The sequence below is a fragment of the Fictibacillus nanhaiensis genome (assembly GCF_042686385.1).
Lineage (GTDB): Bacteria > Bacillota > Bacilli > Bacillales > Fictibacillaceae > Fictibacillus > Fictibacillus nanhaiensis.
The window spans coordinates 38,486-64,141 of sequence record NZ_JBHUPF010000005.1 but is presented as its reverse complement, the minus strand read 5'-3'; the positions used below and the strand labels follow the sequence as shown (position 1 = coordinate 64,141).

Annotated in this window: 26 protein-coding genes; 20 read left to right on the top strand and 6 right to left on the bottom strand. The window is 39.5% G+C overall.

Annotation, left to right across the window (positions count from 1 at the left end; all coding sequences use genetic code 11):
* Nucleotides 1–42 precede the first annotated feature (42 nt).
* The 13 genes from ACFS5O_RS02920 to ACFS5O_RS02860 all read left to right on the top strand — a co-directional run bounded on the left by ACFS5O_RS02920 (nucleotide 43) and on the right by ACFS5O_RS02860 (nucleotide 12,422).
* Nucleotides 43–1,470 (top strand): hypothetical protein, encoded by a 1,428-nt coding sequence (locus ACFS5O_RS02920; protein WP_205724464.1) that lies wholly within the window; start codon nucleotides 43–45, stop codon nucleotides 1,468–1,470.
* A gap of 247 nt (nucleotides 1,471–1,717) precedes the next feature.
* Nucleotides 1,718–2,185, top strand: coding sequence for a redoxin domain-containing protein (locus tag ACFS5O_RS02915; RefSeq protein ID WP_318300063.1), 468 nt, complete (start codon nucleotides 1,718–1,720; stop codon nucleotides 2,183–2,185).
* A 2-nt stretch (nucleotides 2,186–2,187) separates the two neighbouring features.
* The gene (locus tag ACFS5O_RS02910) at nucleotides 2,188–2,361 is read left to right on the top strand and encodes a hypothetical protein (RefSeq protein ID WP_198769106.1); all 174 of its coding nucleotides are present in this window, start codon (nucleotides 2,188–2,190) and stop codon (nucleotides 2,359–2,361) included.
* Nucleotides 2,362–2,493: 132 nt separating this feature from the next.
* Nucleotides 2,494–3,543, top strand: a complete 1,050-nt coding sequence (locus ACFS5O_RS02905; RefSeq protein WP_205724465.1) for an SDR family oxidoreductase — start codon at nucleotides 2,494–2,496, stop codon at nucleotides 3,541–3,543.
* A 585-nt stretch (nucleotides 3,544–4,128) separates the two neighbouring features.
* A complete protein-coding gene (gene rsgA, locus ACFS5O_RS02900; RefSeq protein ID WP_205724466.1) occupies nucleotides 4,129–5,190 on the top strand; it encodes a ribosome small subunit-dependent GTPase A in 1,062 nt (353 codons plus the stop codon).
* A gap of 136 nt (nucleotides 5,191–5,326) precedes the next feature.
* The gene (locus ACFS5O_RS02895; RefSeq protein WP_205724467.1) at nucleotides 5,327–5,728 is read left to right on the top strand and encodes a secondary thiamine-phosphate synthase enzyme YjbQ; all 402 of its coding nucleotides are present in this window, start codon (nucleotides 5,327–5,329) and stop codon (nucleotides 5,726–5,728) included.
* Nucleotides 5,729–5,958: 230 nt separating this feature from the next.
* Nucleotides 5,959–7,158, top strand: coding sequence for a branched-chain amino acid ABC transporter substrate-binding protein (locus ACFS5O_RS02890; protein WP_198769103.1), 1,200 nt, complete (start codon nucleotides 5,959–5,961; stop codon nucleotides 7,156–7,158).
* A gap of 91 nt (nucleotides 7,159–7,249) precedes the next feature.
* On the top strand, nucleotides 7,250–8,236 hold the full coding sequence (locus ACFS5O_RS02885) for a branched-chain amino acid ABC transporter permease (RefSeq protein WP_205724468.1): 987 nt from the start codon (nucleotides 7,250–7,252) through the stop codon (nucleotides 8,234–8,236).
* A 10-nt stretch (nucleotides 8,237–8,246) separates the two neighbouring features.
* Nucleotides 8,247–9,536, top strand: coding sequence for a branched-chain amino acid ABC transporter permease (locus ACFS5O_RS02880; RefSeq protein WP_066391086.1), 1,290 nt, complete (start codon nucleotides 8,247–8,249; stop codon nucleotides 9,534–9,536).
* A 14-nt stretch (nucleotides 9,537–9,550) separates the two neighbouring features.
* Nucleotides 9,551–10,327, top strand: a complete 777-nt coding sequence (locus tag ACFS5O_RS02875) for an ABC transporter ATP-binding protein (protein WP_205724469.1) — start codon at nucleotides 9,551–9,553, stop codon at nucleotides 10,325–10,327.
* 11 nt (nucleotides 10,328–10,338) lie between these two features.
* The gene (locus ACFS5O_RS02870; protein WP_066391090.1) at nucleotides 10,339–11,046 is read left to right on the top strand and encodes an ABC transporter ATP-binding protein; all 708 of its coding nucleotides are present in this window, start codon (nucleotides 10,339–10,341) and stop codon (nucleotides 11,044–11,046) included.
* Between the two features lie 464 nt (nucleotides 11,047–11,510).
* On the top strand, nucleotides 11,511–11,981 hold the full coding sequence (locus ACFS5O_RS02865; RefSeq protein WP_205724470.1) for a low molecular weight protein-tyrosine-phosphatase: 471 nt from the start codon (nucleotides 11,511–11,513) through the stop codon (nucleotides 11,979–11,981).
* Nucleotides 11,982–11,996: 15 nt separating this feature from the next.
* Nucleotides 11,997–12,422: a GNAT family N-acetyltransferase gene (locus tag ACFS5O_RS02860; RefSeq protein WP_205724471.1), complete on the top strand. Its 426-nt coding sequence runs from the start codon at nucleotides 11,997–11,999 to the stop codon at nucleotides 12,420–12,422.
* A 295-nt stretch (nucleotides 12,423–12,717) separates the two neighbouring features.
* Here ACFS5O_RS02860 and ACFS5O_RS02855 read toward each other — a convergent pair whose 3' ends face one another.
* Nucleotides 12,718–12,972: a GlsB/YeaQ/YmgE family stress response membrane protein gene (locus ACFS5O_RS02855; protein ID WP_066391095.1), complete on the bottom strand. Its 255-nt coding sequence runs from the start codon at nucleotides 12,970–12,972 to the stop codon at nucleotides 12,718–12,720.
* Nucleotides 12,973–13,131: 159 nt separating this feature from the next.
* Between ACFS5O_RS02855 and ACFS5O_RS02850 the strand changes: the two genes are divergently transcribed.
* A complete protein-coding gene (locus ACFS5O_RS02850) occupies nucleotides 13,132–14,007 on the top strand; it encodes a YihY/virulence factor BrkB family protein (protein WP_228116229.1) in 876 nt (291 codons plus the stop codon).
* Between the two features lie 376 nt (nucleotides 14,008–14,383).
* Nucleotides 14,384–14,830, top strand: coding sequence for a VanZ family protein (locus ACFS5O_RS02845; protein ID WP_205724472.1), 447 nt, complete (start codon nucleotides 14,384–14,386; stop codon nucleotides 14,828–14,830).
* A gap of 63 nt (nucleotides 14,831–14,893) precedes the next feature.
* Here ACFS5O_RS02845 and ACFS5O_RS02840 read toward each other — a convergent pair whose 3' ends face one another.
* Both ACFS5O_RS02840 and ACFS5O_RS02835 read right to left on the bottom strand, forming a co-directional pair.
* Nucleotides 14,894–15,343: a TlpA disulfide reductase family protein gene (locus tag ACFS5O_RS02840; RefSeq protein WP_205724502.1), complete on the bottom strand. Its 450-nt coding sequence runs from the start codon at nucleotides 15,341–15,343 to the stop codon at nucleotides 14,894–14,896.
* A gap of 128 nt (nucleotides 15,344–15,471) precedes the next feature.
* Nucleotides 15,472–16,650: an MFS transporter gene (locus tag ACFS5O_RS02835; RefSeq protein WP_205724473.1), complete on the bottom strand. Its 1,179-nt coding sequence runs from the start codon at nucleotides 16,648–16,650 to the stop codon at nucleotides 15,472–15,474.
* A gap of 90 nt (nucleotides 16,651–16,740) precedes the next feature.
* Here ACFS5O_RS02835 and ACFS5O_RS02830 point away from each other — a divergent pair, with 90 nt between their 5' ends.
* Both ACFS5O_RS02830 and ACFS5O_RS02825 read left to right on the top strand, forming a co-directional pair.
* A complete protein-coding gene (locus tag ACFS5O_RS02830; protein ID WP_205724474.1) occupies nucleotides 16,741–17,124 on the top strand; it encodes an OsmC family protein in 384 nt (127 codons plus the stop codon).
* A gap of 124 nt (nucleotides 17,125–17,248) precedes the next feature.
* Nucleotides 17,249–18,094, top strand: a complete 846-nt coding sequence (locus tag ACFS5O_RS02825; RefSeq protein ID WP_205724475.1) for a YfkD famly protein — start codon at nucleotides 17,249–17,251, stop codon at nucleotides 18,092–18,094.
* Nucleotides 18,095–18,330: 236 nt separating this feature from the next.
* On the opposite strand, the gene ACFS5O_RS02820 is transcribed toward ACFS5O_RS02825, so the two are convergent.
* A complete protein-coding gene (locus ACFS5O_RS02820) occupies nucleotides 18,331–18,648 on the bottom strand; it encodes a winged helix-turn-helix transcriptional regulator (protein ID WP_066243338.1) in 318 nt (105 codons plus the stop codon).
* Between the two features lie 111 nt (nucleotides 18,649–18,759).
* Nucleotides 18,760–19,878, bottom strand: a complete 1,119-nt coding sequence (yfkAB, locus tag ACFS5O_RS02815) for a radical SAM/CxCxxxxC motif protein YfkAB (RefSeq protein WP_205724476.1) — start codon at nucleotides 19,876–19,878, stop codon at nucleotides 18,760–18,762.
* A 134-nt stretch (nucleotides 19,879–20,012) separates the two neighbouring features.
* Between yfkAB and ACFS5O_RS02810 the strand changes: the two genes are divergently transcribed.
* The 3 genes from ACFS5O_RS02810 (at nucleotide 20,013) to pdaA (ending at nucleotide 22,986) form a co-directional block, all read left to right on the top strand.
* Entirely contained in the window at nucleotides 20,013–20,204 is a 192-nt protein-coding gene (locus ACFS5O_RS02810) for an SE1561 family protein (RefSeq protein ID WP_066243343.1), read from the top strand.
* A 108-nt stretch (nucleotides 20,205–20,312) separates the two neighbouring features.
* The gene (locus ACFS5O_RS02805) at nucleotides 20,313–21,857 is read left to right on the top strand and encodes a fumarate hydratase (RefSeq protein WP_205724477.1); all 1,545 of its coding nucleotides are present in this window, start codon (nucleotides 20,313–20,315) and stop codon (nucleotides 21,855–21,857) included.
* Between the two features lie 319 nt (nucleotides 21,858–22,176).
* Entirely contained in the window at nucleotides 22,177–22,986 is an 810-nt protein-coding gene (gene pdaA, locus ACFS5O_RS02800; RefSeq protein ID WP_379838681.1) for a delta-lactam-biosynthetic de-N-acetylase, read from the top strand.
* A 104-nt stretch (nucleotides 22,987–23,090) separates the two neighbouring features.
* Here pdaA and ACFS5O_RS02795 read toward each other — a convergent pair whose 3' ends face one another.
* Nucleotides 23,091–25,523, bottom strand: a complete 2,433-nt coding sequence (locus ACFS5O_RS02795; protein WP_318300065.1) for a carbohydrate binding domain-containing protein — start codon at nucleotides 25,521–25,523, stop codon at nucleotides 23,091–23,093.
* Nucleotides 25,524–25,656: the final 133 nt, after the last annotated feature.

Below are 25,656 nucleotides of genomic sequence, written 5' to 3'. Positions count from 1 at the left end.
GTAATGTAAACAACTATCTGAAAATTTAAGGAGCGAATGAAAATGAAAAAAGTCAACCGTACATTTGTAAAATCTATCGTATTTGCTGGAACATTAACTCTTGCAGCTGTTGTAGGTACTGGGGCTGCTGAAGCGGCTGGGCACCAATCAGAAAAGGCTATTGCTGCTCATGCTCAAAGTGCAAAAGGATCTCAAGGTCACGTACAAGCTAAGGACGAAAAGTTTGAAAAACCAGCTAAAGTTACTGTGAAGATTCAAAAGCCAGTAAAAGTTGAAAAACCAGCCAAACCTGAGAAAGCTGCTACTAAGCCAGAAAAAACTGAAAAACCTTCAAAAGATAAGAGTCATTCTCAAGCTGCTGAACATGCAAGTGAAACGGCTAAGAAACACGCTGCTCCAAATGCTGCGGTTCACGCTGTTGCGACTAAAACAGAAGAGCCTGTTGTAGCAAAACCTGTTACTGAAGAACCTACAGAAAAAGTTGTAGTTCCTGTTGAGGAAGAAAAAACAGAAGTAATTGAAATTGAAGTTCCAGTTACAACGAATCCTGAAGAGGGTAAAAAGGAAGATTCAGTAACAGAAGATGATGATGCTACTCGTAAAGAGGATATCGAATATGCTTCGGATGAAGATGCGGTTAAAGAAGACGATGAAGATTCTGAAGATGAAGCAGTGCAAGAGGAAAATGAAGATAATCCAGTAAAAGAAGAAGACAAAACAGATGTTATTGCTGACGATGATGCAGTTAAAGAGGACGATGATGTTGAGAATGGAGAAGACCATTCTGACGAAGAAGATTCTGAAAACACAAAAGAAAAGCTAGAAAACAAATCTCTTCAAAACAAAATCAACTCTAATGCGTTTGAGCGCTCAAGTGAAAACGCAAAAATGCATGCTGCACCAAACGCTGCAGTACATGCTGATGCTGAAGTAACAGAAGAAGCACCAGCGACTGAAGAAACTACAACTGAAGAAGTAACAGAAGAAGCACCAGCGACTGAAGAAACTACGACTGAAGAAGAAGTAACAGAGGAAGCACCAGCGACTGAAGAAACTACGACTGAAGAAGAAGTAACAGAAGAAGCACCAGCAACTGAAGAGACTACAACTGAAGAAGAAGTAACTGAGGAAGCACCAGCGACTGAAGAAACTACGACTGAAGAAGAAGTAAAAGAAGAAGCACCGGCAACTGAAGAAACTGCAACTGAAGAAGAAGTAACAGAAGAAGCACCAGCAACTGAAGAAACTACGACTGACGAAGAAGTTTCTGCACTTTTGAACAAGATTCGTTCATTAGCAGCTGAGCATGCTTCTGAAAATGCGAAGTTACATGCAGCCATTAACGCAGCAATTTTAGCAGTTGAAGATGTTTTAGAAGAAGATGTTTCAGAAGTTGTTGAAGTGCCTGCAACTGAAGAAGATACAACTGAAGAAACAGTTGAAATTACAGTAGAAACTGAAACAAAATAGTAAAAATGAAGTCAGGGATTCGCGGTCCCTGGCTTTTTTGTACTGAAATATTCTTTTATAAGTCTTCGGAAAAATTTATACGTCTTCAAACTTTTTTATAGGTCCTCAAAAAAATTTATAAGTCTTGAAATGGTTTTTATAAGTCTTTAGCTTTTTTAGACATTACCATGCAATGACTATATATTCCAACGTTTTCTTTTATATGTTCAGGGAAGTATATTCTTAAAGACGCAAGGAGGTGGGATAGTTGCTACAAAAAGGTGATGTTGCACCCGATTTCACGTTACCATCCACATTAAAAAAAGATATTTCATTATCAGATTTTAAAGGGAAGAAAAATGTCCTTGTGGCTTTTTATCCGCTAGATTTTACACCTGGCTGAATCAAGGAAATAACCTCTTGGAAAGAGGATTACAAACGTTTTGAGGAGGCAAATACAGAAGTGCTTGCAATCAGTGTGGATCACATTTACTCACACAATGTATTTGCAGCTGCTTTAGGAACTTTGCCATATCCGCTTTTAGCTGATTGGCACAAGAAAGTAACGAAGAAATTTGCTGTTCTTAACGAAGAAGATGGAACTGCGATTCGTTCATGTTTTGTCATCGATCAAGAAGGTATTGTTCAATTCAGCAATCATACTTTTGATGCCAATGAAAAGCTTCAGTATGAAGAAGTATTTAAAGCTTGTGAATCATGTGGAAAAGGAGAGTAACTGTGGACAAGGAACATAAGAACCAACAACCTATTGAAGATCCGACTGCTCACGCAGAACAAGAGATCAACGCTTATTTTTATGACCAGAATGAACAAACAGATGGCCATCCCACTGATTACATGAATAGTGAGATGCCTGCTGTTAATATTGCTAAACCTGATGATGAAAAATAAGGCTGCCTTTTTAGCAGCTTTTTTATTTTGTGGCTGATTTAGCCTATCTTTTGAAACCGGCACCATACCAGTCATGTTGTGGTACTATATAAGCAGAAGTATGCTGATATAGGAATAGGAAGGAACAGCTGAATGAATATATTTTTAACTGGAGCAACTGGTTTTCTAGGTGGTCGCTTAATTCAAAATTTGGCGCGTGAAGGTCATACACTTTATGTGTTAGCGCGAAACTTACAAAAAGCGGAACAGCTTCTTCACAAGACAGCTGATTTAAACGGCGTTATCCATATTATTCAAGGGGATATCACCGCTCCTCACTTAGGAATGACGAAGGAAGCGGAGCAAGAGCTTACAGATAAAATGGATGTATTTTATCACATGGCTGCCCTTGTTAAATTTGACTTGGACCTTAAAGATGAACTTTTTCAAATAAATTATACAGGTACTCAACATGCACTTCATGCTGCTAAGAAAATGGGTGTATCACACTTCTATTATGTGAGCACCGCCTATACGCTTGGCAAAGACGAATATGCTAAAGAAGAATTGCATAGTCTGAGCAATGATTTTAACAATCCATATGAAGAAAGTAAGTGTAAAGCAGAGCACTTGTGTATGGAGTTTGAAGATCAATTTGACGTGACTATCTTAAGACCTGCGATCATTATTGGAGACTCTAAAACAGGTGAAGCGGATTCTAAATTTACACTGTATGGATTACTTCGAAGCCTTGAAGTCTTTAAGAAAAGATTTCAGAGAAAAGGAATGGGAGATCGCGTGTTCCACTTATTGTGTGAAGAAGGCAGTACGCAGAATCTTGTTCCTGTCGATTATGTAGCAGATGTTTTAACTGGAGTTTTAAAAAAGGGAAGAGAAACGAAAATCTACCATATTACAAATAACAATCCGCCACTTAGTGCAGATGTTTTTCAAGTAATGAGAGAAAAAGCTGGACTTGAACTGTTTAAGCTTGCTCCGTATGATTACGAGCCGTCTCTAAATGAAGAAGAACAGCTTCTCAACAGCGTAATTGATGTTTATAAAAATTACTTGAACAGAAACATCACGTTCGATGATAGCAACACGCAACAACTGCTAGAAGAAATAGAAGCAGCCCCCCTTCATATGGACATGCCAATGATCAAACGCATTATTGAGGGGTATCAGCATGCTTCTGTTTAAAAATAAAAATATGCATCTATTTACATTTTATGCATATACTGCTATAGTGTACATGTAAAGTAACTAATCTTAATGAAACCCAAGGAGGTATGTATAATGAGACAACTTAATGGATTGACTTCAGAGAGTGTAATTTATGTACAGCCTATTGGGACAATGAAGAATCGCAAATAGTTTATTTGCGTATGTAATGTCTTCGCTTAAATTTGTCATTTAACCATGGGCTGTACAACAGTGCCATGGTTTTTTATATGAAGAGGGGTATTTGTGTACCTTTCTTTCAGTAAAGAACCTAAGTATGTATATTTAGGTTCTTTTTATTTTGCAAAAAAGACTTTTTACTAAATCATTGTTTCTATTTTGTTCCTTTTTCTCCTTTGAAAAGGAGATTGGAGTGTAAGGTGGGAGACTCCTGGGGGATCAGCGGGACAGGTGAGACACCTAAGGGCGCATAGCGTCGAGGTGGCTCACCGCACGCCCCCCGGAAAGCGAGCACCTGGAACGGAAATCAACCACATACTAGGACAACATTGTATTAGGAAAAGTTTTATAAAAAATGACAACATTTATTCGGAGGGTATTACATTGAATTTAAAATCACTAGGTTGGAATCAAACATTTGAAGAATCGTTTAAAACATATGAAAATCAAAATCTTGTTCCAGGAAGAATAAGTGTAGAGCATAAAGGACTCTATAGTGTTCTAACGGAGCAAGGTGAATTATTAGGTGAAATCACAGGAAAGGTTCGCTTTTATGCAACAGGTCGTCATGATTTCCCTGCAGTTGGAGATTGGGTAGCGGTTCAAGCTATTCCACAAGAAGGAAAAGCTTACGTGCACGGAATCCTGCCTCGCAAAAGTAAGTTTTCTCGCAAAGCAGCCGGTTTAACAACAGATGAACAGATTGTTGCGACAAACGTAGATACGGTCTTTTTAGTAAATGCTCTAAATCAAGACTTCAACCTTCGCAGACTCGAGCGCTATTTATTAATGGCGTGGGAAAGCGGTGCGACTCCAGTTATCGTTCTAAGCAAGGCGGATCTTTGTGAGGATGTTCAAAAGTTCTTAGATGAAGTGGAAACCATTGCGTTTGGTGTTCCTACATTTGCAGTTAGTGCAGAAACTGGTTCGGGTCTTGATGAGCTTGCAGCATATATTACAGAGGGTGAAACCGTTGCTCTATTAGGTTCATCTGGTGTTGGGAAATCGACGCTTGCAAACAAACTTTTCGGTTCAGAGGTATTAAAAACGAATGTTATTCGTGAAGAAGATGGAAAAGGAAAGCATACCACTACTCATCGTGAACTGCTTGTTCTTGATAGTGGTGGGATCTTAATCGATACTCCGGGAATGAGAGAGCTTCAATTGTGGGAAGGCGACAGCAGCTTAAGTCAAAGCTTTCAGGATGTTGAAGGGTATGCGGAACTATGCCGTTTTCGTGATTGTACCCATCAAAATGAACCAGGGTGCAAAGTGCAAGAAGCGATTGAAACAGGTGAATTAAAAGAAGATCGCTATAACAGTTATGTAAAACTTCAGCGCGAATTAGCTTACTTCGCACGCAAAGAAGATCAAAAGTTAGCGAATGCAGAAAGAGCAAAATGGAAAAAAATCGCTGGTGACCGTACACGCGTTCATCGTAAATAAGTGAAATGGAAGAGGAATGGTTTTACGACCATTCCTCTCTTTTTTTGGCTATCGAAATCTTATAGAGCCTAACTTTGAATAGTAAAAAGGATTTTCATAGGGAATCATCAAAATAAGAAGGAAGAGGAGGGATGAAATGGCACAAGTATTTACGATACAAACACACCAAAGAGATGAGATGTATGAGATCACGAGTACACTAGAAGCTTATCTAGAAGAACAGTGCGTGAACGATGGTGTAATGTACATATACTGTCCACACACGACCGCTGGAATTACAATCAATGAAAATGCGGACCCTGATGTTGTTCATGATATGCTTATGCGATTGGACGAGGTATATCCTTGGGAACACCCAAAGTATCGCCATGCTGAAGGAAACTCTGCTTCACATCTTAAGGCAAGTACCGTTGGTTCTTCGCAAGTGGTCTTTATCCAGAATGGAAAGCTTCTCTTAGGAACTTGGCAAGGTGTTTATTTTTGTGAGTTTGATGGTCCGCGAACTCGAAAATATCACGTGAAAATTTTGAGCAAATAAATCTACTTATAAAAGATTCACTGTCAAAATCAGTGAGTCTTTTTTTTATTTCCTACTAAAGTTCTAGGCATCGAATGAAAAAGAAATATGTTGAATAATAGGGAAAACTTTTAAATTTAACATAAAAATTCTACTTTTCCAAAAATTTAGTTGTCTAATACCTTTTCTTCATGTACTATTTTTTTAAATAGTGGAAATTATCATAATATTCAAAACAAGGGGGATTTTAGGTGGGGATTAAGAGAGGGTTAAAAGTATTAGCGGTTTCTGCATTATCACTAGGACTTTTGGCAGGTTGTAATTCTTCTGGCGGTTCAGAAGGAAGCAATGGAGGGGGAGGAAGCGGAAAAGTAATCAAGATCGCAACGCAAACTCCTTTATCTGGCGGTAGTGCAACACTTGGGGAATCTATTAAGCTTGGTGCACAACTGGCATTGGAAGAAAACAAGAAGAAGTTTGAAGACTTAGGGTACAAGCTTCAGCTTCAGCCGTATGATGATCAGGCAGATCCTAAAAAAGGTGTAGCAAACGCACAGCTTATCGGTTCAGATAAATCGATCCTTGGGGTTGTGGGTCACTTGAATTCAGGCGTATCCATCCCGTCATCTGAAGTTTATGAAAAGTATAAAGTGCCGATGGTATCTCCAGCAAATACTGCCACAGAGGTAACAGACCGCGGACTGAAAACAGTGAACCGTATCGTAGCACGTGACGATTTCCAAGGTCCTGCAGGTGCAGATTTTGCGATCAATAAATTAGGAGCTAAGAAAATCTTCGTTATCCAAGATAAAACAGCGTACGGAACAGGTCTTGCTGATGCATTTAAGAAAGCAGCTGAAGATGCTGGAGCTGAAATACTTGGTTATGAAGGGATTACTGTTGGTGAGAAAGACTTTAACGGTGTACTTACACAAGTATTATCAAAGAAACCTGATTTAGTGTTCTTCGGTGGATTATACACAGAAGGTGGTCAGTTGATCAGACAAGCTCGTGACAAAGGCATTAAGATTCCATTCATGGGCGGAGATGGAATGGACTCGTCTACTCTAGTTGAAATCGCAGGCGATGCTGTAACAGATGTTTATTATACTTCGGTAGCAGCTGATGCGAGTAAAACAACAGAAGGCAAAGATTTCTCTTCTAAATATAAAGAGAAGTTCAACAAGAACGTAGAGTCTTATTCGGCTTATGGCTATGATTCTATGAGCGTTCTATTAAAAGGACTTGAGGCAGCGATTGAAGGAAGTGACGGAGACCTTCCGGCACGTGAAAAAGTAGCAGAAGAAATCCGCAAGATTCAAGATTTCCAAGGTGTTGTTACGAAGGTCGGTTTCGATGATATCGGTGACAACAAGTTTGCTAAAGTATACATCTACAAGTTCAGTGAAGCTAAATATCCAGGCGTTCAAGAAGGCGAAATCAGTAAGTAAACTTATGTTTACAAGAGAGGGAATGACCCCACCGGCCATGTCCCTCTTCTTTTTTACATACACTCCCCAGACGTGAAAGAGAGGAATATTTATGTTAGCTGACATTTTACAAAGTCTGCCTCAAGTACTCGTAGATGGCATTGCTCTTGGTGCGATATACGCCGTTATTGCACTTGGTTATACGATGGTTTATGGAATATTAGAGCTCATTAATTTCGCCCACGGTGAAATCTTTATGACAGGTGCTTTTATCGGAGTTGCGATGCTGATTCTCATGACAGGCATGGGTTGGTTAGCAGCGATGCCTGCTATTCTAGCTTTAATTCTTGTGTTGGTGGTTACGTCGATCCTAACCGGTTTCATGGGTGTTGGAATAGAGCGGATGGCATACAGGCCGCTCCGAAACTCCCCTAAACTGATTACGTTGATCTCAGCGATCGGTGTATCGTTTTTGCTGCAAGATCTCGTTCGTTTTATTACAGAATACAAAAGAGGAAATTATATTTTAACGGGTCCATCCATGTTTAATGAGCAATTTTCGATTAAATTTTCTAGCATTTCCTCTTCCTTTAGTGATGCGTTCTTTAAAACCTCTACATTGATTTTAATCATTGCGGTTGTGATCATGATGATCGGACTGGATTTCTTCGTTAATAAAACGAAGTGGGGTATGGCGATGAGAGCAGTAGCTCAAGATCGTGAAACAGCATCGCTCATGTCGATCAATGTGAACAGAGTCATCTCGTTGACCTTTTTCATCGGATCAGCTCTAGGTGGGGCAACTGGAGTTTTGTTTGCTGTTCAATATGGAACGATCGATCCGTATATCGGTTTTATCCTAGGATTAAAAGCATTTACGGCTGCTGTTCTTGGAGGCATCGGAAATATTCGTGGTGCTATGGCAGGTGGACTCATGTTAGGGATTCTAGAAATGTTTGCAGCTGCTAATCTCCAGCTATTAACGGGTGGTATCTTTGGCGCAGAGTATAAAGACGTATTTGCGTTCGCCATTCTAATCGTCGTATTAATTTTCAAACCAGAAGGACTGTTTGGTAAAGCAGTTACTGAGAAAGTGTAGGTGAAGAGCGATGAATAAGCTGACAAGTAAACTAAAAGGCAACAAGCTGGCCCAAATTATCCTGCTCGTCCTTTATGTACTGATTACCTCGTTGAGCCTATATCTTGCTCAGGCATCTGTAACCGCTTTTCTGTTGCTGTTGTTCTCATTATTGCTTCTGTACTATACAGAGTTGCCAGACCGTCTAAAATGGTTGATCGCAGGTGTCGTCCTTATCGGCGTGATACCTTTTGTATCAAGCACCGGACCAGGCTATCAATCTTACATGGAAGTCGCCACAGTTGTTGGTATCTATGTAGCGATGGCATTGGGGCTAAATATTGTTGTTGGTTTAGCAGGATTACTAGATCTGGGGTTCGTAGCCTTCTTTGCGATCGGGGCATATACGTATGGAATCTTTGCAACAGGTCAAGCTGCTAACTTTATGCCATTCGGAACGTTCCCTTTATCGGGTGAGAGCTTCTGGATCTTTATTTTAATCGGATGCTTTGTAGCTGCACTTTTCGGTGTCTTATTAGGTATCCCTGTACTTCGTGTAAAAGGAGACTACTTAGCGATCGTTACGCTTGGTTTCGGTGAGATCATTAGAATTGTATTTAATAACCTTGATAAGCCGGTGAACATTACCAATGGAGCAATGGGATTAGCGTCTGTTAAACCCCCAGAGATCTTCGGTTATCAGTTTGTCTATCCGAATCAATTCTACTTTATTGTTCTTGCTATCTTGTTTCTTGTCATTCTAGCTGTTAGAAGGTTTGAGTTCTCAAAAATAGGCCGGTCTTGGAAGGCGGTTAGAGAAAACGAGATCGCAGCACAATCGATGGGTATCCACCTTGTGCGTACGAAGCTTTTAGCATTCGCAATCGGAGCTTCTTTTTCAGGAATGATGGGGGTTGTATTTGCAGCGAAACAAACTTTCGTTGACCCTACGAGTTTCACGTTATTAGAGTCTATCACCATTCTAGTAATGGTTATCTTAGGAGGCATGGGCAGTGTGCCAGGAGTAATCCTTGGTGCGGCAGTAATTACCATTCTAAATCTACAAGTACTGACAGAGGTAACAAATTACTTAAATCAATTGAGTCTTGATGGTGTGATCAGCTTTCCAGAAGCACTCGCTCCAGCAAAAATGCAACGATTTATCTTTGGAGCGATTTTAATCATATTTGCCATCTATCGCCCTCAAGGGTTGATACCATCTAAAAATCCTGTGTTTGATGAAGAATCTCTTAAAGAGGGATCTAAAAAGCACAGAAAAGAGCAGATTACGGTTGAACCTGACAAAGGGTTTCAGGCATAGGAGGCGGTATAGAGATGTCGATTTTAACAGTTAGTAATCTTACTAAACAGTTTGGCGGACTTGTTGCCGTAAATTCAGTAGATATGACAGTGGAAAAAGGTTCGATAACTGCGGTAATCGGACCGAATGGAGCAGGTAAAACTACTTTCTTTAACTTGATCACCGGGGTATATCAACCGGACAATGGGAATGTGCAACTCGGATCAAGTTCTTTAGTAGGGTTGAAGCCACATGAGATTTCCCGGCACGGAATTGCTCGTACGTTCCAAAACATACGTCTTTTTTCAAATATTACCGTTCTTGAAAATGTCATGGTAGGTTTGCATAAACAGTTGAAAGCTGGAATCGTTGGTACTCTGTTCCAAACAAAAAGAGTAAGAGAAGAAGAACAACTAGCCAAAGAAGAAGCGTACCACTGGCTTGAATATGTCGGTCTTGCGAAGCATCTAAACGAAGATGCTCAGAATCTATCCTATGGAGCTCAACGAAGGCTTGAGATCGCGCGTGCACTGGCTACCAAACCTAAACTTTTGCTGCTAGATGAACCAGCAGCAGGGATGAATCCGAGAGAAACACGTGAGTTAACCGAGTTTATCCATCGAATGAGAGAGGACTTGGATGTAACGATCGTTTTGATCGAACATGATATGAAGCTAGTCATGGAGATATCTGAACAGATTTTTGTATTGGATCATGGCGAAAAAATCGCTGAAGGAAAGCCTGCTGAAATTCGTAATAATGTAAAAGTGATTGAAGCTTATCTTGGAAAAAGTGCCGTAACACCAGCGTAAGGAGGAGAACGATGAGTATTCTACAATTAAACGATATTAACACATATTACGGTGGTATTCATGCGCTAAAAGGTATTAGTATTTCTGTAGAAAAAGGGGAAATCGTTACATTAATCGGATCGAACGGTGCAGGGAAATCAACGACTTTAAAAACGATCAGTGGACAGGTTCTACCGAAAACAGGTTCTGTTATCTACGAAGGAAAAGACATTTCGAAACAGCCTGCCCATATTACTGCTCAAACGGGTATTGCACACGTTCCTGAAGGAAGAAGGATTTTTCCTAGACTAACGGTAAAAGAAAACTTAGAGATGGGTGCTTTTATCGTGAAGGATAAAAAGGTCATAAAGGAACGTATGGAACAGGTCTTCGACTATTTTCCGAGGTTAAGAGAACGCTTAACTCAAAAGGGGGGTACGATGAGTGGTGGTGAGCAGCAGATGCTCGCCATGGGTCGTGCACTCATGTCAAAGCCACGTCTCTTGTTGCTTGATGAACCTTCAATGGGACTAGCCCCAGTAATCGTAGAACAGATTTTCGATATTATCAGTGATCTCAATAAAGAAGGAATGACGATTCTTCTCGTTGAACAAAATGCGTTTCAGGCTCTTCAGATCGCGAATCGTGGGTATGTGCTGCAGACTGGAGAGATCGTGATGGCTGGTCAAGGGAATGAGCTCATTACAAATGAGTCCGTTCGAGAGGCTTATCTGGCTTAATTTAAACGGATACTTTAGTGTTTTCTTTGTTGTTTTTGAGAGTAGTTGATTTCCGTTCCAGGTGCTCGCTTTCCGCGGGGCAGGCGGTGAGCCACATTTGTACGTTTCACTCTTAAGTGTCTCACCTGCCCGCCTGTCCCGCAGGAGTCTCACACCTTCCACTGCAATCAACTAGTCAGTGAAGGAGAATTAGGAAACCGAAAAGCATCAAAAACGCTTATTGTAATATTTCTAAAAGGATATTTTTGTTCAGATTCGAAGGTGTTTTCTTTGCGTTCCAGGTGCTCGCTTTCCGAGTGTCGTTTAGCTTATTAAAGACTGCATACTAAAAAAGTTAATAACAGGATAGTTTACAGAACAAATAAAACCGGGGATCAACCTGGTTTTATTTTTGTGTATATTTCCTCTTTATTATTGGATGAAATTGTTATACCTTTAAAAGGAAGACGAAAGGGGTATGATTTATGATTAAAGTACTCTTTGTATGCTTAGGAAACATATGTCGATCTCCTATGGCGGAGGCGATTTTTCGAGATCTTGTAAATCGAGAAGGTTTATCAGAAAAAATTTCTATTGATTCAGCCGGAACGGGAAACTGGCATGTAGGGGAACCGCCTCATGAAGGAACAAGGAATATCTTGAAAGAAAACCGGATCTCCTATGAAGGTCAGAAAGCGCGTCAAGTTAAAACAAAAGACTTAACAGACTACGATTATATCATCGGGATGGATGCTGAGAATATTGGTAACATGCATAGGATGGCAGGTCAGAAAAAAACAGGTATGATCGCAAGGCTGATGGACTTTGTCCCTGAAGATGAGAATGAGGATGTTCCGGATCCGTATTTTACAGGTAATTTTCAAGAAGTGTATGACCTTGTTACAGCGGGGTGTGAGAGGTTATTGGTCGAAATAAAGAATAGAGAATCTTTATAATCAGGAGGATATCGGATGGGTGAAATTCGTCAATTATCATCAGAACAAGAAGTGCGTGATGCTTTTCCGGTTATGAGTCAACTTCGTACACATCTTTCAGAAGATCTTTTCTATGAACTTTTTTTACAGATGGAGAAAGAAGGCTATACGTTATTTGCCAATGTTCATGAAGGAAAAATTGTTGCTGTTGCTGGTTTTGCTATTTTGACCAACCTTTATGATGGTAAACATGTTTATTTGTACGATCTGATCACAGATTCTAACGCAAGATCAAAAGGATACGGTGAGGAACTTCTCGCATTTTTGGAATCTTTTGCACTTCAAAATAACTGTAACTGTGTTGCATTAAGTTCGAATGTAAACCGGGTAGACGCTCATCGTTTCTATAAAGAAAAAATGAATTATGAGATGCCGAGCTATGTATTTAAAAAAAGATTTTAGTTTAATTGGTTGTTAATTGTGACCGAGCATAAATTTCAGCCATCGATCATAAATCTTCGTGACCGAGCATAAATTTCGGCCATCGATCATAAATCATCATGACGGATTATAAATTTCGACGAACGATCATTAATCAGCGCCATTATCTCGACTAGACAAACAAGAAACCTTATGCAACCTAAAGGAAATGCATAATTATTGTAGCAAAGCAAAAAGCTGACTAAAGGAAGATCATATCACGATCTTCCTTAGCCAGCTTTTCTTTTTGAAAAGAATTATGTTTTAGTAAATCTTATTAAGCACGGCTACGCATACTGCGCATGATCCAGCTTACGATAAGTACTACTACAACTGCACCGATAATAGCTGGAACGATTGCAAATCCTGCTACCATTGGTCCCCAATCACCTAATAATAATCCACCTAACCATGCACCAACAAAACCTGCGATGATGTTACCGATGATTCCGCCTGGTACGTCACGCCCTGTTAAAAGACCTGCTAACCAACCGATGATTCCTCCAATTATAAGTGCCCATAATAAACTCATTTAAAATTCCTCCTTTTTTTGTATGTTGTAATATGGAATTATTCTTAAGTTACCCATTATAAAAAATTATAAACTTATCCTGAAAAAAGTTTTTATCACCGTAAGGAAGGGGAAAGATAAAGGGAAATGTATAAAAATAAGTAAGGGGTGAGAGGAACTTTGACATTATGGCATATACTCAAACATATGAAAGCCAAAGCATTTGGAATTGAATTTATGCATGGTTTTCAAAGAGGAGATGTAACAGGACTTGCAGCACAGCTTGCTTATTATTTTCTGCTTTCGCTGTTCCCTTTTCTTATCTTCTTATTAACGCTTGGAGCCTTTTTTATTGAACCGAAAGAAGCGCTGGATCTGTTAGAGCACTTTGTACCATCAGAAGCGATGGATTCTGTTCGAGAGAATTTACTTGCTGTATTAGAAGGAAGAAGTGGTGGCCTCTTATCAATTGGGATATTAGCTACGATATGGTCAGCTTCTAATGCGATCAATGCTGTAATCAAGACTTTGAATGAAGCCTATGGCGTTGAAGAATGCCGCAGCTTCATAAAAACAAGGTTATTGGCCATTTTCTTAACGTTTGGCGTTATTTTCGCTTTTGTTGTTGCACTCGTTTTCCCTGTATTCGGAAAGATGCTTGGAAACGCAGCCTTTTCATACTTAGGATTAAGTGATGAGTTCCTTCAAATTTGGGGAGTGTTACGGTGGTTGATCAGCTTCCTCATCATCGCGACGGTTGTATCTGTTCTCTATTATTTGGCTCCCTGTAAAAAGCTCAAATATAGTGAGATCTGGTACGGTTCACTTGTTGCCACATTCTTTTGGCAGATCGTTTCATTCGGTTTTGCCTTTTACGTTGATCATTTTGGTAATTATTCTGCTACTTACGGAAGTATTGGGGCAATTATTGTCCTTATGCTTTGGTTTTACCTCACGGGTATCGTCTTATTATCTGGAGGCGTCTTAAATGCCACGTTTCATAAGTTTAAGATTGATTTTGCCAAGAAAAGGGGCTTGTTAAAGGCTGAATCCTAGGAAAAACTATACATACCTTGTCGTTAAGGAGGTATTATTGATATGGGAAAAAGCAACAAACAGACCCACAACAATAAGAACAATAAAAATGATAGTCAGCATAAAACGAGTAAGTCCTCGAACAAAAAGAATGACTTTCATTAATCGAACACGAACAAGTATGAAGCTGTCCTGTTAGCAGGGTGGCTTTTTTGTTTGTTCAGAAACGGCAGTGAAAAAGTACAGAAGAAGTACATGTTTTGGATAAATACAGCGAAGTGTGTATAGGGAACGGAGAAAAGTTTGTGTCTTTTACCTGTATCTCCTTAAGAGCTTTGCATGTTACACTAAAAAGGCACTTATGGGAATTTCTTTAAAAGGCAGGAGAAAAGGCAGTATGAAAAAAGTTAGATTCATTTTTAGTATTTTAGGTACACTTGTTTTTATCGTGTATATGGCCGTCTTAATTAAAGCCACTCTTTTTTCATTTAATGAATATGTATATGGAAGATCAGCTAATCTCGTTTTGTTTGACAGCATAAGGCTGATGTGGAGAAGTGAGGATGATTGGCTGATCCTGAAGAACATTATCGGGAATGTGCTCTTGTTCGTACCATTTGGTTTGTTGCTGCCTTTAATTTACCGAGTGTTTAATTCTTGGCGTTTTATTTTCGTTTTTGGTTTTGGTACAAGTTTTATTATCGAAGTGCTTCAATACGAATATTTCAAACGGATCTTTGATATTGATGATATCTTCCTTAATGGTATGGGAGCAATGCTCGGACTTTTTCTATATAAGTTCTTAGCGATGCTCTTCCGATGGATCGAACGATTCTTAAAATAATGGCGTATAAGCAGCAAAATAAATAAACCGGACAGCGATAGCGGCTGTCCGGTTTTTGTATGCTTACTTTGTTTCTTTTCCTAGTACACGGTTAACACGCTTTGTTAGCATCTTCATACCATCTCCACCTGCTTGGTAATGACGAAGCTTACCTTCTGCATCAAAAACATAGTATGCAGGCACATACTCGTTTTCAAACGCGTCAGTTAATGTATGGTCGTTGTCCACAAAGATTGGCTGTGTAATATCGTGTTCTGCTGCCACTTCTTTAATTTGATCGATATCTAGATCTTTTTCAGAACGAGGCATATGAACCGCAATAACGTTCAGTTCGTCTTTATAATCATCACGAAATTGATTAATGTTAGGCATTGCATCTTTACATAATCCACAGCTTACAGACCAAAAGTGAATAAGTGTTGGTTTATCTCCGATCAAATCACTTTTTGAAACTTCTCCATTGATCCATTGTGTAGCACCATTAAGTTCCGGCATATCCGAACGTAATCTCATCATAAAAATATCTACTCCTTGTTTTGAAGATAGTTAAGTTATCTAATGTCTAGTTTAAAGGTTGAACCACTAAAGTCAAAAATCCTGCTTTACTTTACTAATATGGTGTAAAAAGAAAAATTTTATTTCTAAGCTGTTTTGGACTTCATGGATATCTTATTATTATTTTTAATAAAAAGTATCGGTAAACAGAGCAAGAATAGCATGCCACAGATAGCAAAAACAAAAGCACCGCCATCAAACCAGCTTATGAAACTTCCCCCGATCATTGGACCAGACATGCTTCCGATGCTAAAGCTGATACCTGCTAAAATATTTCCTGCAGGAAGATGGTATTTAGGAAGCAGGTCACTCATATATGCGATGCCTAGAGAGAACATCGATCCAACAAACATTCCGGATAAAAAGAACAAACTGATCAGAAGCCAAAAGTTGTTCATGCTCCAGTAGGTTGCCAGGAACGAGAAGAAACCTGAAACAAATGAAAAGATTAAGATGGGTTTTCTTCCCCATTTATCGCTGAGAATACCTAGTGGCAACTGGAAGACGAGGCTTCCTAAAACGAAAGCTGGCAGCAGAACGGCTACCCAATCTAAGCTGATTCCGTTACGAAGTGCAAATACTGGAAAAGAGCCATGTAGAGTTGCTTCTAGAAAACCGTAACCAAAAGGTGGCAATAAAGATACCCATGCTAATTTCAAAACATCTTTATAGCGGTCGATGGCTGTTACTCCAGAAGTTCGAGCAGACTCTGCTTCAGGTCTTTCGTTTCGTATCGTTGTCATTAGAAGAAAAGAAAGAAAACAAAGACCGGCTGCAAGCCAAAAAGGAAGGTTTTCGTTTACTTCAAGCATCTTTGTCATAAGAGGTCCGATTCCAAACCCTGCTCCGAACGCAATCCCATATATAGAAATATTTCTACCTCTCTTTTTTTCAGGGCTACTTGTCGTAATCCAAGTTTGCGTTGAGAAATGCAACATATGATCTCCAATACCGATCAAGAGTCTTAATACAAACCAAAACCAAAATACTTTCCAAACAGGAAACATAGCAAAACAAAGTACAACAGCTAAAAGTCCAGCTAAGATGAGTGGTTTATAACCAAATTTTCTAAGAGGCTTCTCTATAAACGGAGAAGCGATCAAGATGCCTATATAGAGAGCTGTTGCATGGAAACCGTTTAACGAAGCGGATGTACCGTCTTGTTCAAAGATAACTGCAATTAAGGGAAGCAGCATACCTTGAGCGAACCCTGAAATAAAAACAATGCTGACTAGAACTGAAAATTTATACGTAGAAAGCTGCATGAGCGTCTCCTTTTCAAAACAAACTAAAACCATTGTACAATGGAAACCAGAAAAAGTTGAGTGTAAGTTTTAGATGAGGAGGGTGTATCCTTGGAATTTAAAATGACTGAAAATGGATTTGAAACAGAAGTAGAATACGGAACACTTGAGGTAAGCGGTAACGCCGAATATGGTTATCGGCCATTTCAACTTCTCGTTTCTTCTATAGCTGTATGCAGTGGTGGAGTTCTTCGAAAAGTATTAGAGCGTATGAGAATGCAGTATGATGATATCACTGTGTCAGCAAAGATCAATAGAATGGAAAAAGAGGCAAACCGCGTATCCGACATTCACCTCCACTTCTTGATTAAAGGGAAAGAATTATCAGAAGAGAAGGTTGAGAAAGCATTAAACGTGACTAGAAAAAACTGCTCGATGGTTCAGTCTGTTAAAGACAGTATAAACATTACTGAAAGCTTTGAAATCCAACGTTAAATTCAGTGCCCTGATTCTTTATAGAATGAGGGTTTTTTATTTTCCAACAAAATCCGGAGAGATCAAAGCAGGGAACATGGATAAATTTTATGGGTTAGAAAAAAATAGGGGAAAGGAGGATATTATGAAAAAGAGAATTTTTATTATGATATTTGTCATGCTTTTTGTGTTATCCAATACAGCATTAGCAGCTGAAAAAACAAAGCAACAGCCAGAGCAAAAACAAAAACAAGCGGAAAAAATAGAAAAAGCTGCTCCAAAAGCAGATATTAAAATACCGAGTTCGGTTCTTAGCATTTCAAAAGAGAACACGTATCCTAACTCTGCCCAAGATCTTCCGTACTTAGAACCGAGTAAGCTTGCAAAAACTATGCTCAAAACATCGGACGTTCCAATCACAAACCCTGATTTAATTCGTTTATTGAACGAGTCAACGATAAATGGATCGAAAGTAGCATTCTGGTACCGTGCAAAAATCTACCTAGGTCAATGGCCATTGTCTTATCAATCAACTGAGACGACTGTGAACTGGGAACATCAACAAATCAATACGAACCGTTTAGACAACAGAGGCGCAAAAGCCGTTGCGAAACTGTCTTATAACCAAACCGCACATAAAAAAGTAAGTGGTGGTCTTACTGCATCAATTCCAAATAGTGAAGCTGTTCAAAAGATGATGCTCATCACCGCAGCAGAAAAGTCAAAGCTACCTTTATCTTTTCAAACAGCTGTTGGGGCAGGTACAAAAAAATCGAACGTGTACCATGTATCACCAAAACAAGTGGGATATTTAGATAGCTATGTCCCGGCCGTTAATGAAAGAGGACGAGTCACTTACGGAGAAGTGTATATCGTTTTAAAAGGCGGTAAAAGAGAGATCGTGATTCAAAACGTTACACAACAAGGAATTGGAGCATGGATTCCCGTTCAAGACCACGTATCTTTTAGTTTTCATACAAGCAATATGTAAAAAAGGACAGCTCCTTAATCAGCTGTCCTTCTTTTTTGCGTATTAAAGTTATATCCAAGATGGTGCTGAGTTCCAAGAAAGCTTCATTGAAAAGTTAATTGGAGTGTAAGGTGCGAGACTCCTGAGGGATCAGCGGGACAGGTGAGACTCTTAACAGCGCAAAGCGCTAAGAGGCTCACCGCACGCCCCCCGGAAAGCGAGCACCTGAAACGGAAATTAACACTATCAGGCTAGACTTAACAATGGTCCACCCATTGTTCGCTCCAGTCTTGAATGGCGTTGATGATTGTTTTTAGGGAGTTTCCTTTATCTGTTAGTGAATACTCAATTCGCACAGGTGTCTCTGGGTAAACGTTACGCTTCACAATTCCCACAGACTCCAATTCCTTCATCCGTTCCGTAAGCATGCGATCACTCATTTCGGGAATCTGGGATTTGATGTCTTTAAACCGCTTAGGGCCATCCATCAAAACGCGAATGATGAGTCCTGTCCATTTTTTTCCGATAATATCCATGGCTACTTCGTACTTCGGACACATCGTGCTATAATCCATTATCATTCACCTCAATCTATATGAAAAAACGATGCTTTTTCTACAGTCTATATTTGCCTTCTATTATATGGTTTAAACTTACTTTTGTAAAGTTTATAACTTTTTAACGCTTTAAAGCTTCGAGGTGTTATTTTTAAAATCGACTTCTTTATAGTAAGAATGTTTTACAAGTACGTTCGGTCCTAAACATTGAACAGCAGGGCAATGACAGCTTAGTTCTTTAGCAAGGGCTGATTGATTCCATGCTTCATAAGCATCAAGTAAGCTTGTGTCTTTTATATTTCCAAGTGCTGGAGCATCTCCAAAGTCTGTCACGATAATATTCCCATCAAATAAGTTGATATTTAATCGTGATCTTCCATCAGGGTCATTACGAACTGTAACATTTTGTTCTGCTTGAAGTCTTCTGATCAATCTCAAATCCTCTTCGTTTTGAGAGCAAGCATAGAAAGGGAGAGTCCCGAAAAGCATCCATGTTTTTTTATCTCGAATATCTAGAAGGTGGTGAATACTTTCACGCATTTCTTCTAATGAAATGGTTTCCAAGGTGCTAGCAAAGTCACTCGGATACATCGGATGAATTTCGTGACGCTGACAGCCCATCTCAAGTACGTGTTTATGTATCTCTTCCAAGTAGGGTAATGTTTTTTTGTTTAACATCGTTTCAGCAGATACCATAACACCGGCTTTTGTTAAAGCCTGAGCGTTTTCAACTAAACGTGTAAAATAAGCTTGACGTTGGTCAACGGAAGGCTTCTTTTCCATCATGGCAAAACCAGTATCAGAAAACTCCTCCACCGTTCCCCAGTTATGGGAGATATGAAGCACGTCTAAATACGGAATAATTTTTTCGTAGCGTGCTAAATCTAAAGTTAAATTTGAGTTAATCTGAGTACGTGCACCACGTTCTTTTGCGTATTTTAAAAGTGGCACAACGTAATTATTTACTGATTTTAAGGAAAGCATCGGCTCACCGCCAGTAATACTGAAAGCTCTTAATTGAGGAATCTCATCGAGTCGTTGGATAACAAGATCAAGCGGAAGGGGCTCAGGGTCTTTTGTTTGAAGCGTGTATCCGACAGCACAGTGCGCACAACGCATGTTACACAAGGTGGTTGTCGTTATTTCTATATTTGAAAGCTGAAGTTTTTTATGTTCACTCATATCTAAATAAGCTTCCCACGGATCATTCTTTGGGGTTATCGCTTTTAATTCGGTTTTTAACACCATCATACATCTCCTTTGCGACCATAAATGGACAGTATCTATCTTAACCGAACCCTCATTAAAGAAAAAGGATAATATTCTGTTGGCAAAATCGATTGACCTTGTTAAAGTAGAAGGGATGGAAAGGAGAGATCAACATGGGTAACTCTATTCAGGATAAATCCTCTCAAAAAGAATATATTAAAAATCGTATTGACTTATTAGTTGATGTTTTAGATTCTATAGATGCTGAAACAGCAGGAATTGAAGAGATCGACCGAATCATCGGAATGCTGGACGACTTAGAAGAAAAGTGTAAACAGTTCCGTCACGATTGGGAAGAAAAATAAGCTCGAAAACCGTTTCTTTACTTAAGAGACGGTTTTTTTTGTTATAATGAACTCATTAATAATTTTGATTACGCTTACAATAGCAAGTCACAAAGGGGTAGTGAAGAGATGGAGAAATTTCAAGAAAGTATGTACAAGCTGATTGTAGAAACATCAACGAAATTACCAAAAGACGTTCGTCGTGCCATTCTTGCAGCTAAGCTAAAAGAAAACGCCGGTACACGTGCTGCGATGTCTTTAGATACGATTACAGATAACATTTTAAAAGCAGATGAAAATGTTTCACCGATCTGTCAGGATACGGGGCTTCCTACTTTTAAGATCAAAGTTCCTGTAGGAGCGAACCAGATTAAGATGAAAAAAGCGATCCGTCAAGCGATTGCAGATGCAACAAAAGATACGAAGCTTCGTCCGAACTCCGTTGATTCGATCACTGGAGACAACAGTGGAGACAACCTAGGGGACGGGACACCTGTAATTAAATTTGAACAATGGGAAGAAGATTACATTGATGCTCGTCTGATCTTAAAAGGCGGCGGTTGTGAGAACAAGAACATCCAATATAGCCTTCCTGCTGAGTTAGAAGGATTAGGGCGAGCGGGACGTGATCTCGACGGGATCCGCAAATGTATCATGCACTCCGTTTATCAAGCACAGGGTCAAGGGTGCAGTGCCGGCTTTATCGGTGTTGGTATTGGTGGTGACCGTACATCAGGGTACGAGCTAGCAAAAGAGATGCTGTTCCGTTCTGTAGATGACGTCAATCCGAACGAAAATCTGCGTAAGCTGGAAGAGTATGTGATGGAGAATGCGAATAAGCTAGGCATCGGTACGATGGGCTTCGGTGGCGAAACGACGTTACTTGGCTGTAAAGTCGGTGTGATCAATCGTATTCCAGCGAGTTTCTTTGTATCAGTAGCATATAACTGCTGGGCATACCGTCGTTTAGGTGTAAAACTAAACGCTGAAACGGGAGAAATTCAAGATTGGTTGTATACAGAAGGCGAAGAAGTGGACTTCACTAAAGCTGAAGAGGAAGCAGCAGCAGTTGAACAGCAAGAAGAAAAGACAAGAAGTGTTACACTCGAAGCTCCTATTACCGAAGAGCAGATCCGTGAACTAAAAGTTGGAGATGTTGTGACGATCAACGGCATGATGCATACAGGACGAGATGCCATTCATAAACATTTAATGGATAATCCTGCTCCGATCGATTTGAACGGTCAGATCATCTATCACTGCGGACCAGTAATGGCAAAAGACGCTGAAGGAAATTGGGTAGTTAAAGCGGCAGGACCGACAACAAGTATTCGTGAGGAGCCTTACCAAGGCGACATCATGAAGAAGTTTGGAATCCGAGCGGTTATTGGTAAAGGTGGAATGGGTCCAAAAACATTAGCAGCTCTTAAAGAACATGGCGGTGTTTATCTGAACGCTATCGGCGGTGCTGCACAATATTACGCGGAGTGTATGGAAAAAGTGGAAGGTGTCGACCTGATGGAATTTGGTGTTCCAGAAGCGATGTGGCACATTCGCGTCAATGGTTTTACAGCGGTAGTAACGATGGATTCACACGGAAACAGTCTTCATGAGCATGTGGAGAAGTCATCCTTACAAAAGCTAGAGCAGTTTAAAGATCCCGTTTTTAAATAAAATGAATGTGTGAGCCACAGTTCTAATTTGGAACTGTGGTTTTTTGCTTTTTACAGCGTGAGATGAATAAAGAGTGTCGAAAAGTGTCTATCCATGTAGACTCGTGGATAAATCGCAAAAACTTGTGGATTGAAGGAGCAAACTTTAAGATTGGGCATCAAAAGTTGTGGATTGAAGCAGCAATCTTTAGGATTCACCAACACCCAGACATTTCGTATCACCAAGTACATTCGTTTCCTTTATATCCCTAGCATGGTTTTCTGCATTTACTACAAAATAAAGGTATAGGTTGTCGCTTGAAGGAGGAAGTTTAATGAGAATCAATCGGCTCCTGTGCCTAATATTGGTTTCAATCATATTTTTTACACAAACACATGTTATTTATGCTCAAAGAGGCGTATCCAATCAAAGACTGGAATGGTACTTTGAGAAAAAAGGTGAAGAGAAGCCTCCGATCACTGATGCAAGATACATGGAGCTTGTCCATAAATACGATAGCCTTTTTATTGGAGACCCAAGCAAAAAAGATATCTATTTAACCTTTGATAATGGGTACGAGAACGGTTATACCGACAACGTTTTGGATGTGTTGAAGAGAAAGAAAGTACCTGCAGCCTTTTTTGTAACCGGACAATTTATGAAGACACACCCTCACCTAATAAAACGAATGGCTGACGAAGGGCACATTGTAGGGAATCACTCCTACTACCATCCAGATCTTACCCAAGTGTCTGATGCACGTTTGAAAAACGAGCTTGAAAAAGTAAAGCTCAGATACACGGAAATAACCGGAAGAACAGATATGAATTATATTAGACCTCCACGAGGCGTGTTTAGCGAAAGAACGATTATGCTTGCTAAACAAGAAGGCTATACACATGTGTTTTGGTCACTTGCCTTTTTAGATTGGGAAACCAACAAACAGCGTGGGTGGCAATATTCATACAACCAGATCATGAAGCAGATCCATCCTGGTAGTATTATGCTGTTGCACACGGTTTCTAAAGATAATGCAGATGCACTCGAACGCACGATAGAGGCTCTCCAAAAGAGAGGCTACACATTTAAAAGCTTAGACGACTTACAGCTAAAAAAATCTGTACCCACTCCATTATTGTTTAAATCTTAAAAAACACTTTTGCATACTTTGCGAAGGTGTTTCTTTTTTGGCTAATAAGCACAAAAAGAAGCTTAAACCTCTATTCTTAAAAGTGGTTTAAGCGTTTTTAACATTTATTTTATTACATTCAGTTGTACGTCATCGAGGTAAATCTCATGTTTGCCCAGTGGTGAACCTAGACTTTTTCCAAGAAGAAATTTTAACGACAACATATCTGTTTCAGTAGGAGTGATCTGGAACGTGTAAGTTGTTTCTTCATTTCCAATTCTAACGCTTTCAGCAAAATAACGCTTGTACTGTGAGTTCTCTAACGTAACCTCTATGTTACGAGCAATCTGTGAGGATACTGAAAAACGTAGTTCGTAATTCAATCCTTCGACTAACTTTAAATTCCCTTGTTCTAATAGAACACTCCAAGGCTCATTTCCTTCAGAATCGACGCTGATCTTGGCTTTACCTTCTTCACTCACGATCTCAGCATTTGCATCGTAATGAATATAGGGTGTCCAAAATGAAAGGCCGGAAAGGAAATCTCCATTTTTTAATGGTTTCATATCCACATCGTTGTAATCGGGAATATTGGTTAGTTTCTTTAAAGTAATGTCGTCTAAGTAAACATCAGCAGAATGGCCGCCTAAATAAAAAATGAATTGGCTATGATAATCTGACGTTTCTCCTCCATACGTAAATTTTAACTCGTGCGTATCACTCGTTTTGTTTAGGTTTACTTTTGCTGGTGCTACATAGAACTTTTTACCGCTTTCATCTAACACACCAACCTCAATAGATCTAGCTACATCAGCTTTCCCTTTGAAGGATAGAAGGTAATCATTGCCTTTGACCAACCGTATGCCTTTTTGAACTAGATATTTATCTGCTGTTTTAGAAGAATGTCCTTTTAAAATGGCATGAAATTCACGAGCCTTCTCGTTAACAACTGCTGAATCCTTTTTTTGTTTTGAAACAAAGTTCCAATATGTTAATCGATCCATTGCACCTTGATCAAATGTTCCATTGTAGATGTGGTTACCATCCCGAAGTGGTGGTTTAGTCGCAGACTCATCGATCGGTTCATTTGTAACTTCTTCGACACGTACGTTCCCAATCCAAACCGGGATACTTCCATTGTTACCTAGGTTAAATTCTAATCGAGCGGCAAGATCAGTATCTGCAAGCATATCAAACGTAAATGAATAGCTTTCAAGTGAATTGCTTAATTTGATTGCTTCTTCATTCGAATATTTGCTCCAACCACGATCTGCACCACCGCCTACTTTAACAGACATTTGTCGATCAGCTGCTGCTTTTGCATCAAAGCTAACTTTGTAACGTCCGCTTTTTCCGAGTGAAAGAAGCTGAATTGCTTGTACAGAATGTGAAAATGATCCCGGAACTTGTGGGGTAATCACTGCAAAATTCTTATTATCGATCAAATCCTTTTCTACAGAAGCTTCACCACCAAAGTCTGGAAGAGTAACAAGGTTCCAGTAGGTCGGATCGAATGTCGATTCATTTTGATCGATAACTGTAAAAGGTCTTTCAAAGTTTCCGTCATAAATAAGATTACCGTCTTCAAGAGGATGTTTAGCTTCTTTAGGCAGTTCAACAGGTTTTGGAGCAGGTTCAACAGGATTTCGATAATCGCGGTTTTTTAACTCATACACACGCACATAATCAATCTCCATTTGTTGAGGGAACGTAGTCGTTTCATCGGGATCACCATCAAACCAGCCGCCAACAGCGAGGTTCATGATTAAATAAAAGTTTTGATCAAATGGCGCTGGATACGAAAACTTGATCGGATTATTTTGACCTTTTGCATACCACTCATTTTGCGTTTGATAAAGTTCACCGTCTACATACCATCTGATTTCACCAGGTTCCCATTCGATGGCGTAGGTGTGCCAATTATTGATTCCATCATTAAATGGAAATTCAAATTCTTTTCCTGTATAACGATTGTTTGGCCAAGTTTCCCCATAATGGAGCGTGCCAGCCACTTTATTTGGTTTACTTCCCCAAGCTTCCATAATATCTATTTCACCTGAAGCCGCCCATCCACCATATCGGTCTTTTTCAGGTAACATCCAAACGGCTGGCCACAAACCTTTTCCTGTAGGAGATTTTGCACGAACTTCATAACGGCCATACGTCTGACTGAATAAACCCTTTGTTTTTAACTTGGCAGACGTATAATCATAGGTACCCGAATCATCAATGGTTCTCTCTTTTTTTGCTCGAATAATTAATTTACCGTCTTTTATAAAGGAATTCTCTTCAGAGTTCGTATAATATTGTTTTTCATTGTTTCCCCAACCAGGCGTAATAAGATTGCCTTCTTCGTCTTTTATCCAGTTACCAATGTCATAGGTCCATTTTTTAGGATCGATGGTTGCTTTGTTAAATTCATCTGACCAAGTAAGAGACCATTTTGTTTTTTCTTTCTTTTTTTGTACTTCTTTATTTCCATCATCTTCTGCTGAGGCGATCACCCCACTTGGCATCATTAATAAAGCAGAGACTGCTAAAGCACAGATTTTTTTCACTGAGTAAATTCCTCCTTTGTTATAAATAAAGAATCGAAAGCGGTTTCGAAAAACTTTAAAAAATATAAACAGCTCTACGAAAGCGCTTTCGTTAAAATTAGTATAGAAAATTTAAAAAAGCTATACAATCTGA

Coding starts and splice junctions, on each gene's coding strand:
- ACFS5O_RS02920 (WP_205724464.1), top strand. CDS start 43: ATGAAAAAAGTCAACCGTACATTTGTAAAATCTATCGTATTTGCTGGA.
- ACFS5O_RS02905 (WP_205724465.1), top strand. CDS start 2,494: ATGAATATATTTTTAACTGGAGCAACTGGTTTTCTAGGTGGTCGCTTA.
- ACFS5O_RS02895 (WP_205724467.1), top strand. CDS start 5,327: ATGGCACAAGTATTTACGATACAAACACACCAAAGAGATGAGATGTAT.
- ACFS5O_RS02885 (WP_205724468.1), top strand. CDS start 7,250: ATGTTAGCTGACATTTTACAAAGTCTGCCTCAAGTACTCGTAGATGGC.
- ACFS5O_RS02880 (WP_066391086.1), top strand. CDS start 8,247: ATGAATAAGCTGACAAGTAAACTAAAAGGCAACAAGCTGGCCCAAATT.
- ACFS5O_RS02875 (WP_205724469.1), top strand. CDS start 9,551: ATGTCGATTTTAACAGTTAGTAATCTTACTAAACAGTTTGGCGGACTT.
- ACFS5O_RS02870 (WP_066391090.1), top strand. CDS start 10,339: ATGAGTATTCTACAATTAAACGATATTAACACATATTACGGTGGTATT.
- ACFS5O_RS02865 (WP_205724470.1), top strand. CDS start 11,511: ATGATTAAAGTACTCTTTGTATGCTTAGGAAACATATGTCGATCTCCT.
- ACFS5O_RS02860 (WP_205724471.1), top strand. CDS start 11,997: ATGGGTGAAATTCGTCAATTATCATCAGAACAAGAAGTGCGTGATGCT.
- ACFS5O_RS02855 (WP_066391095.1), bottom strand. CDS start 12,972: ATGAGTTTATTATGGGCACTTATAATTGGAGGAATCATCGGTTGGTTA.
- ACFS5O_RS02845 (WP_205724472.1), top strand. CDS start 14,384: ATGAAAAAAGTTAGATTCATTTTTAGTATTTTAGGTACACTTGTTTTT.
- ACFS5O_RS02840 (WP_205724502.1), bottom strand. CDS start 15,343: ATGAGATTACGTTCGGATATGCCGGAACTTAATGGTGCTACACAATGG.
- ACFS5O_RS02835 (WP_205724473.1), bottom strand. CDS start 16,650: ATGCAGCTTTCTACGTATAAATTTTCAGTTCTAGTCAGCATTGTTTTT.
- ACFS5O_RS02825 (WP_205724475.1), top strand. CDS start 17,249: ATGAAAAAGAGAATTTTTATTATGATATTTGTCATGCTTTTTGTGTTA.
- ACFS5O_RS02820 (WP_066243338.1), bottom strand. CDS start 18,648: ATGGATTATAGCACGATGTGTCCGAAGTACGAAGTAGCCATGGATATT.
- yfkAB (WP_205724476.1), bottom strand. CDS start 19,878: ATGGTGTTAAAAACCGAATTAAAAGCGATAACCCCAAAGAATGATCCG.
- ACFS5O_RS02810 (WP_066243343.1), top strand. CDS start 20,013: ATGGGTAACTCTATTCAGGATAAATCCTCTCAAAAAGAATATATTAAA.
- ACFS5O_RS02805 (WP_205724477.1), top strand. CDS start 20,313: ATGGAGAAATTTCAAGAAAGTATGTACAAGCTGATTGTAGAAACATCA.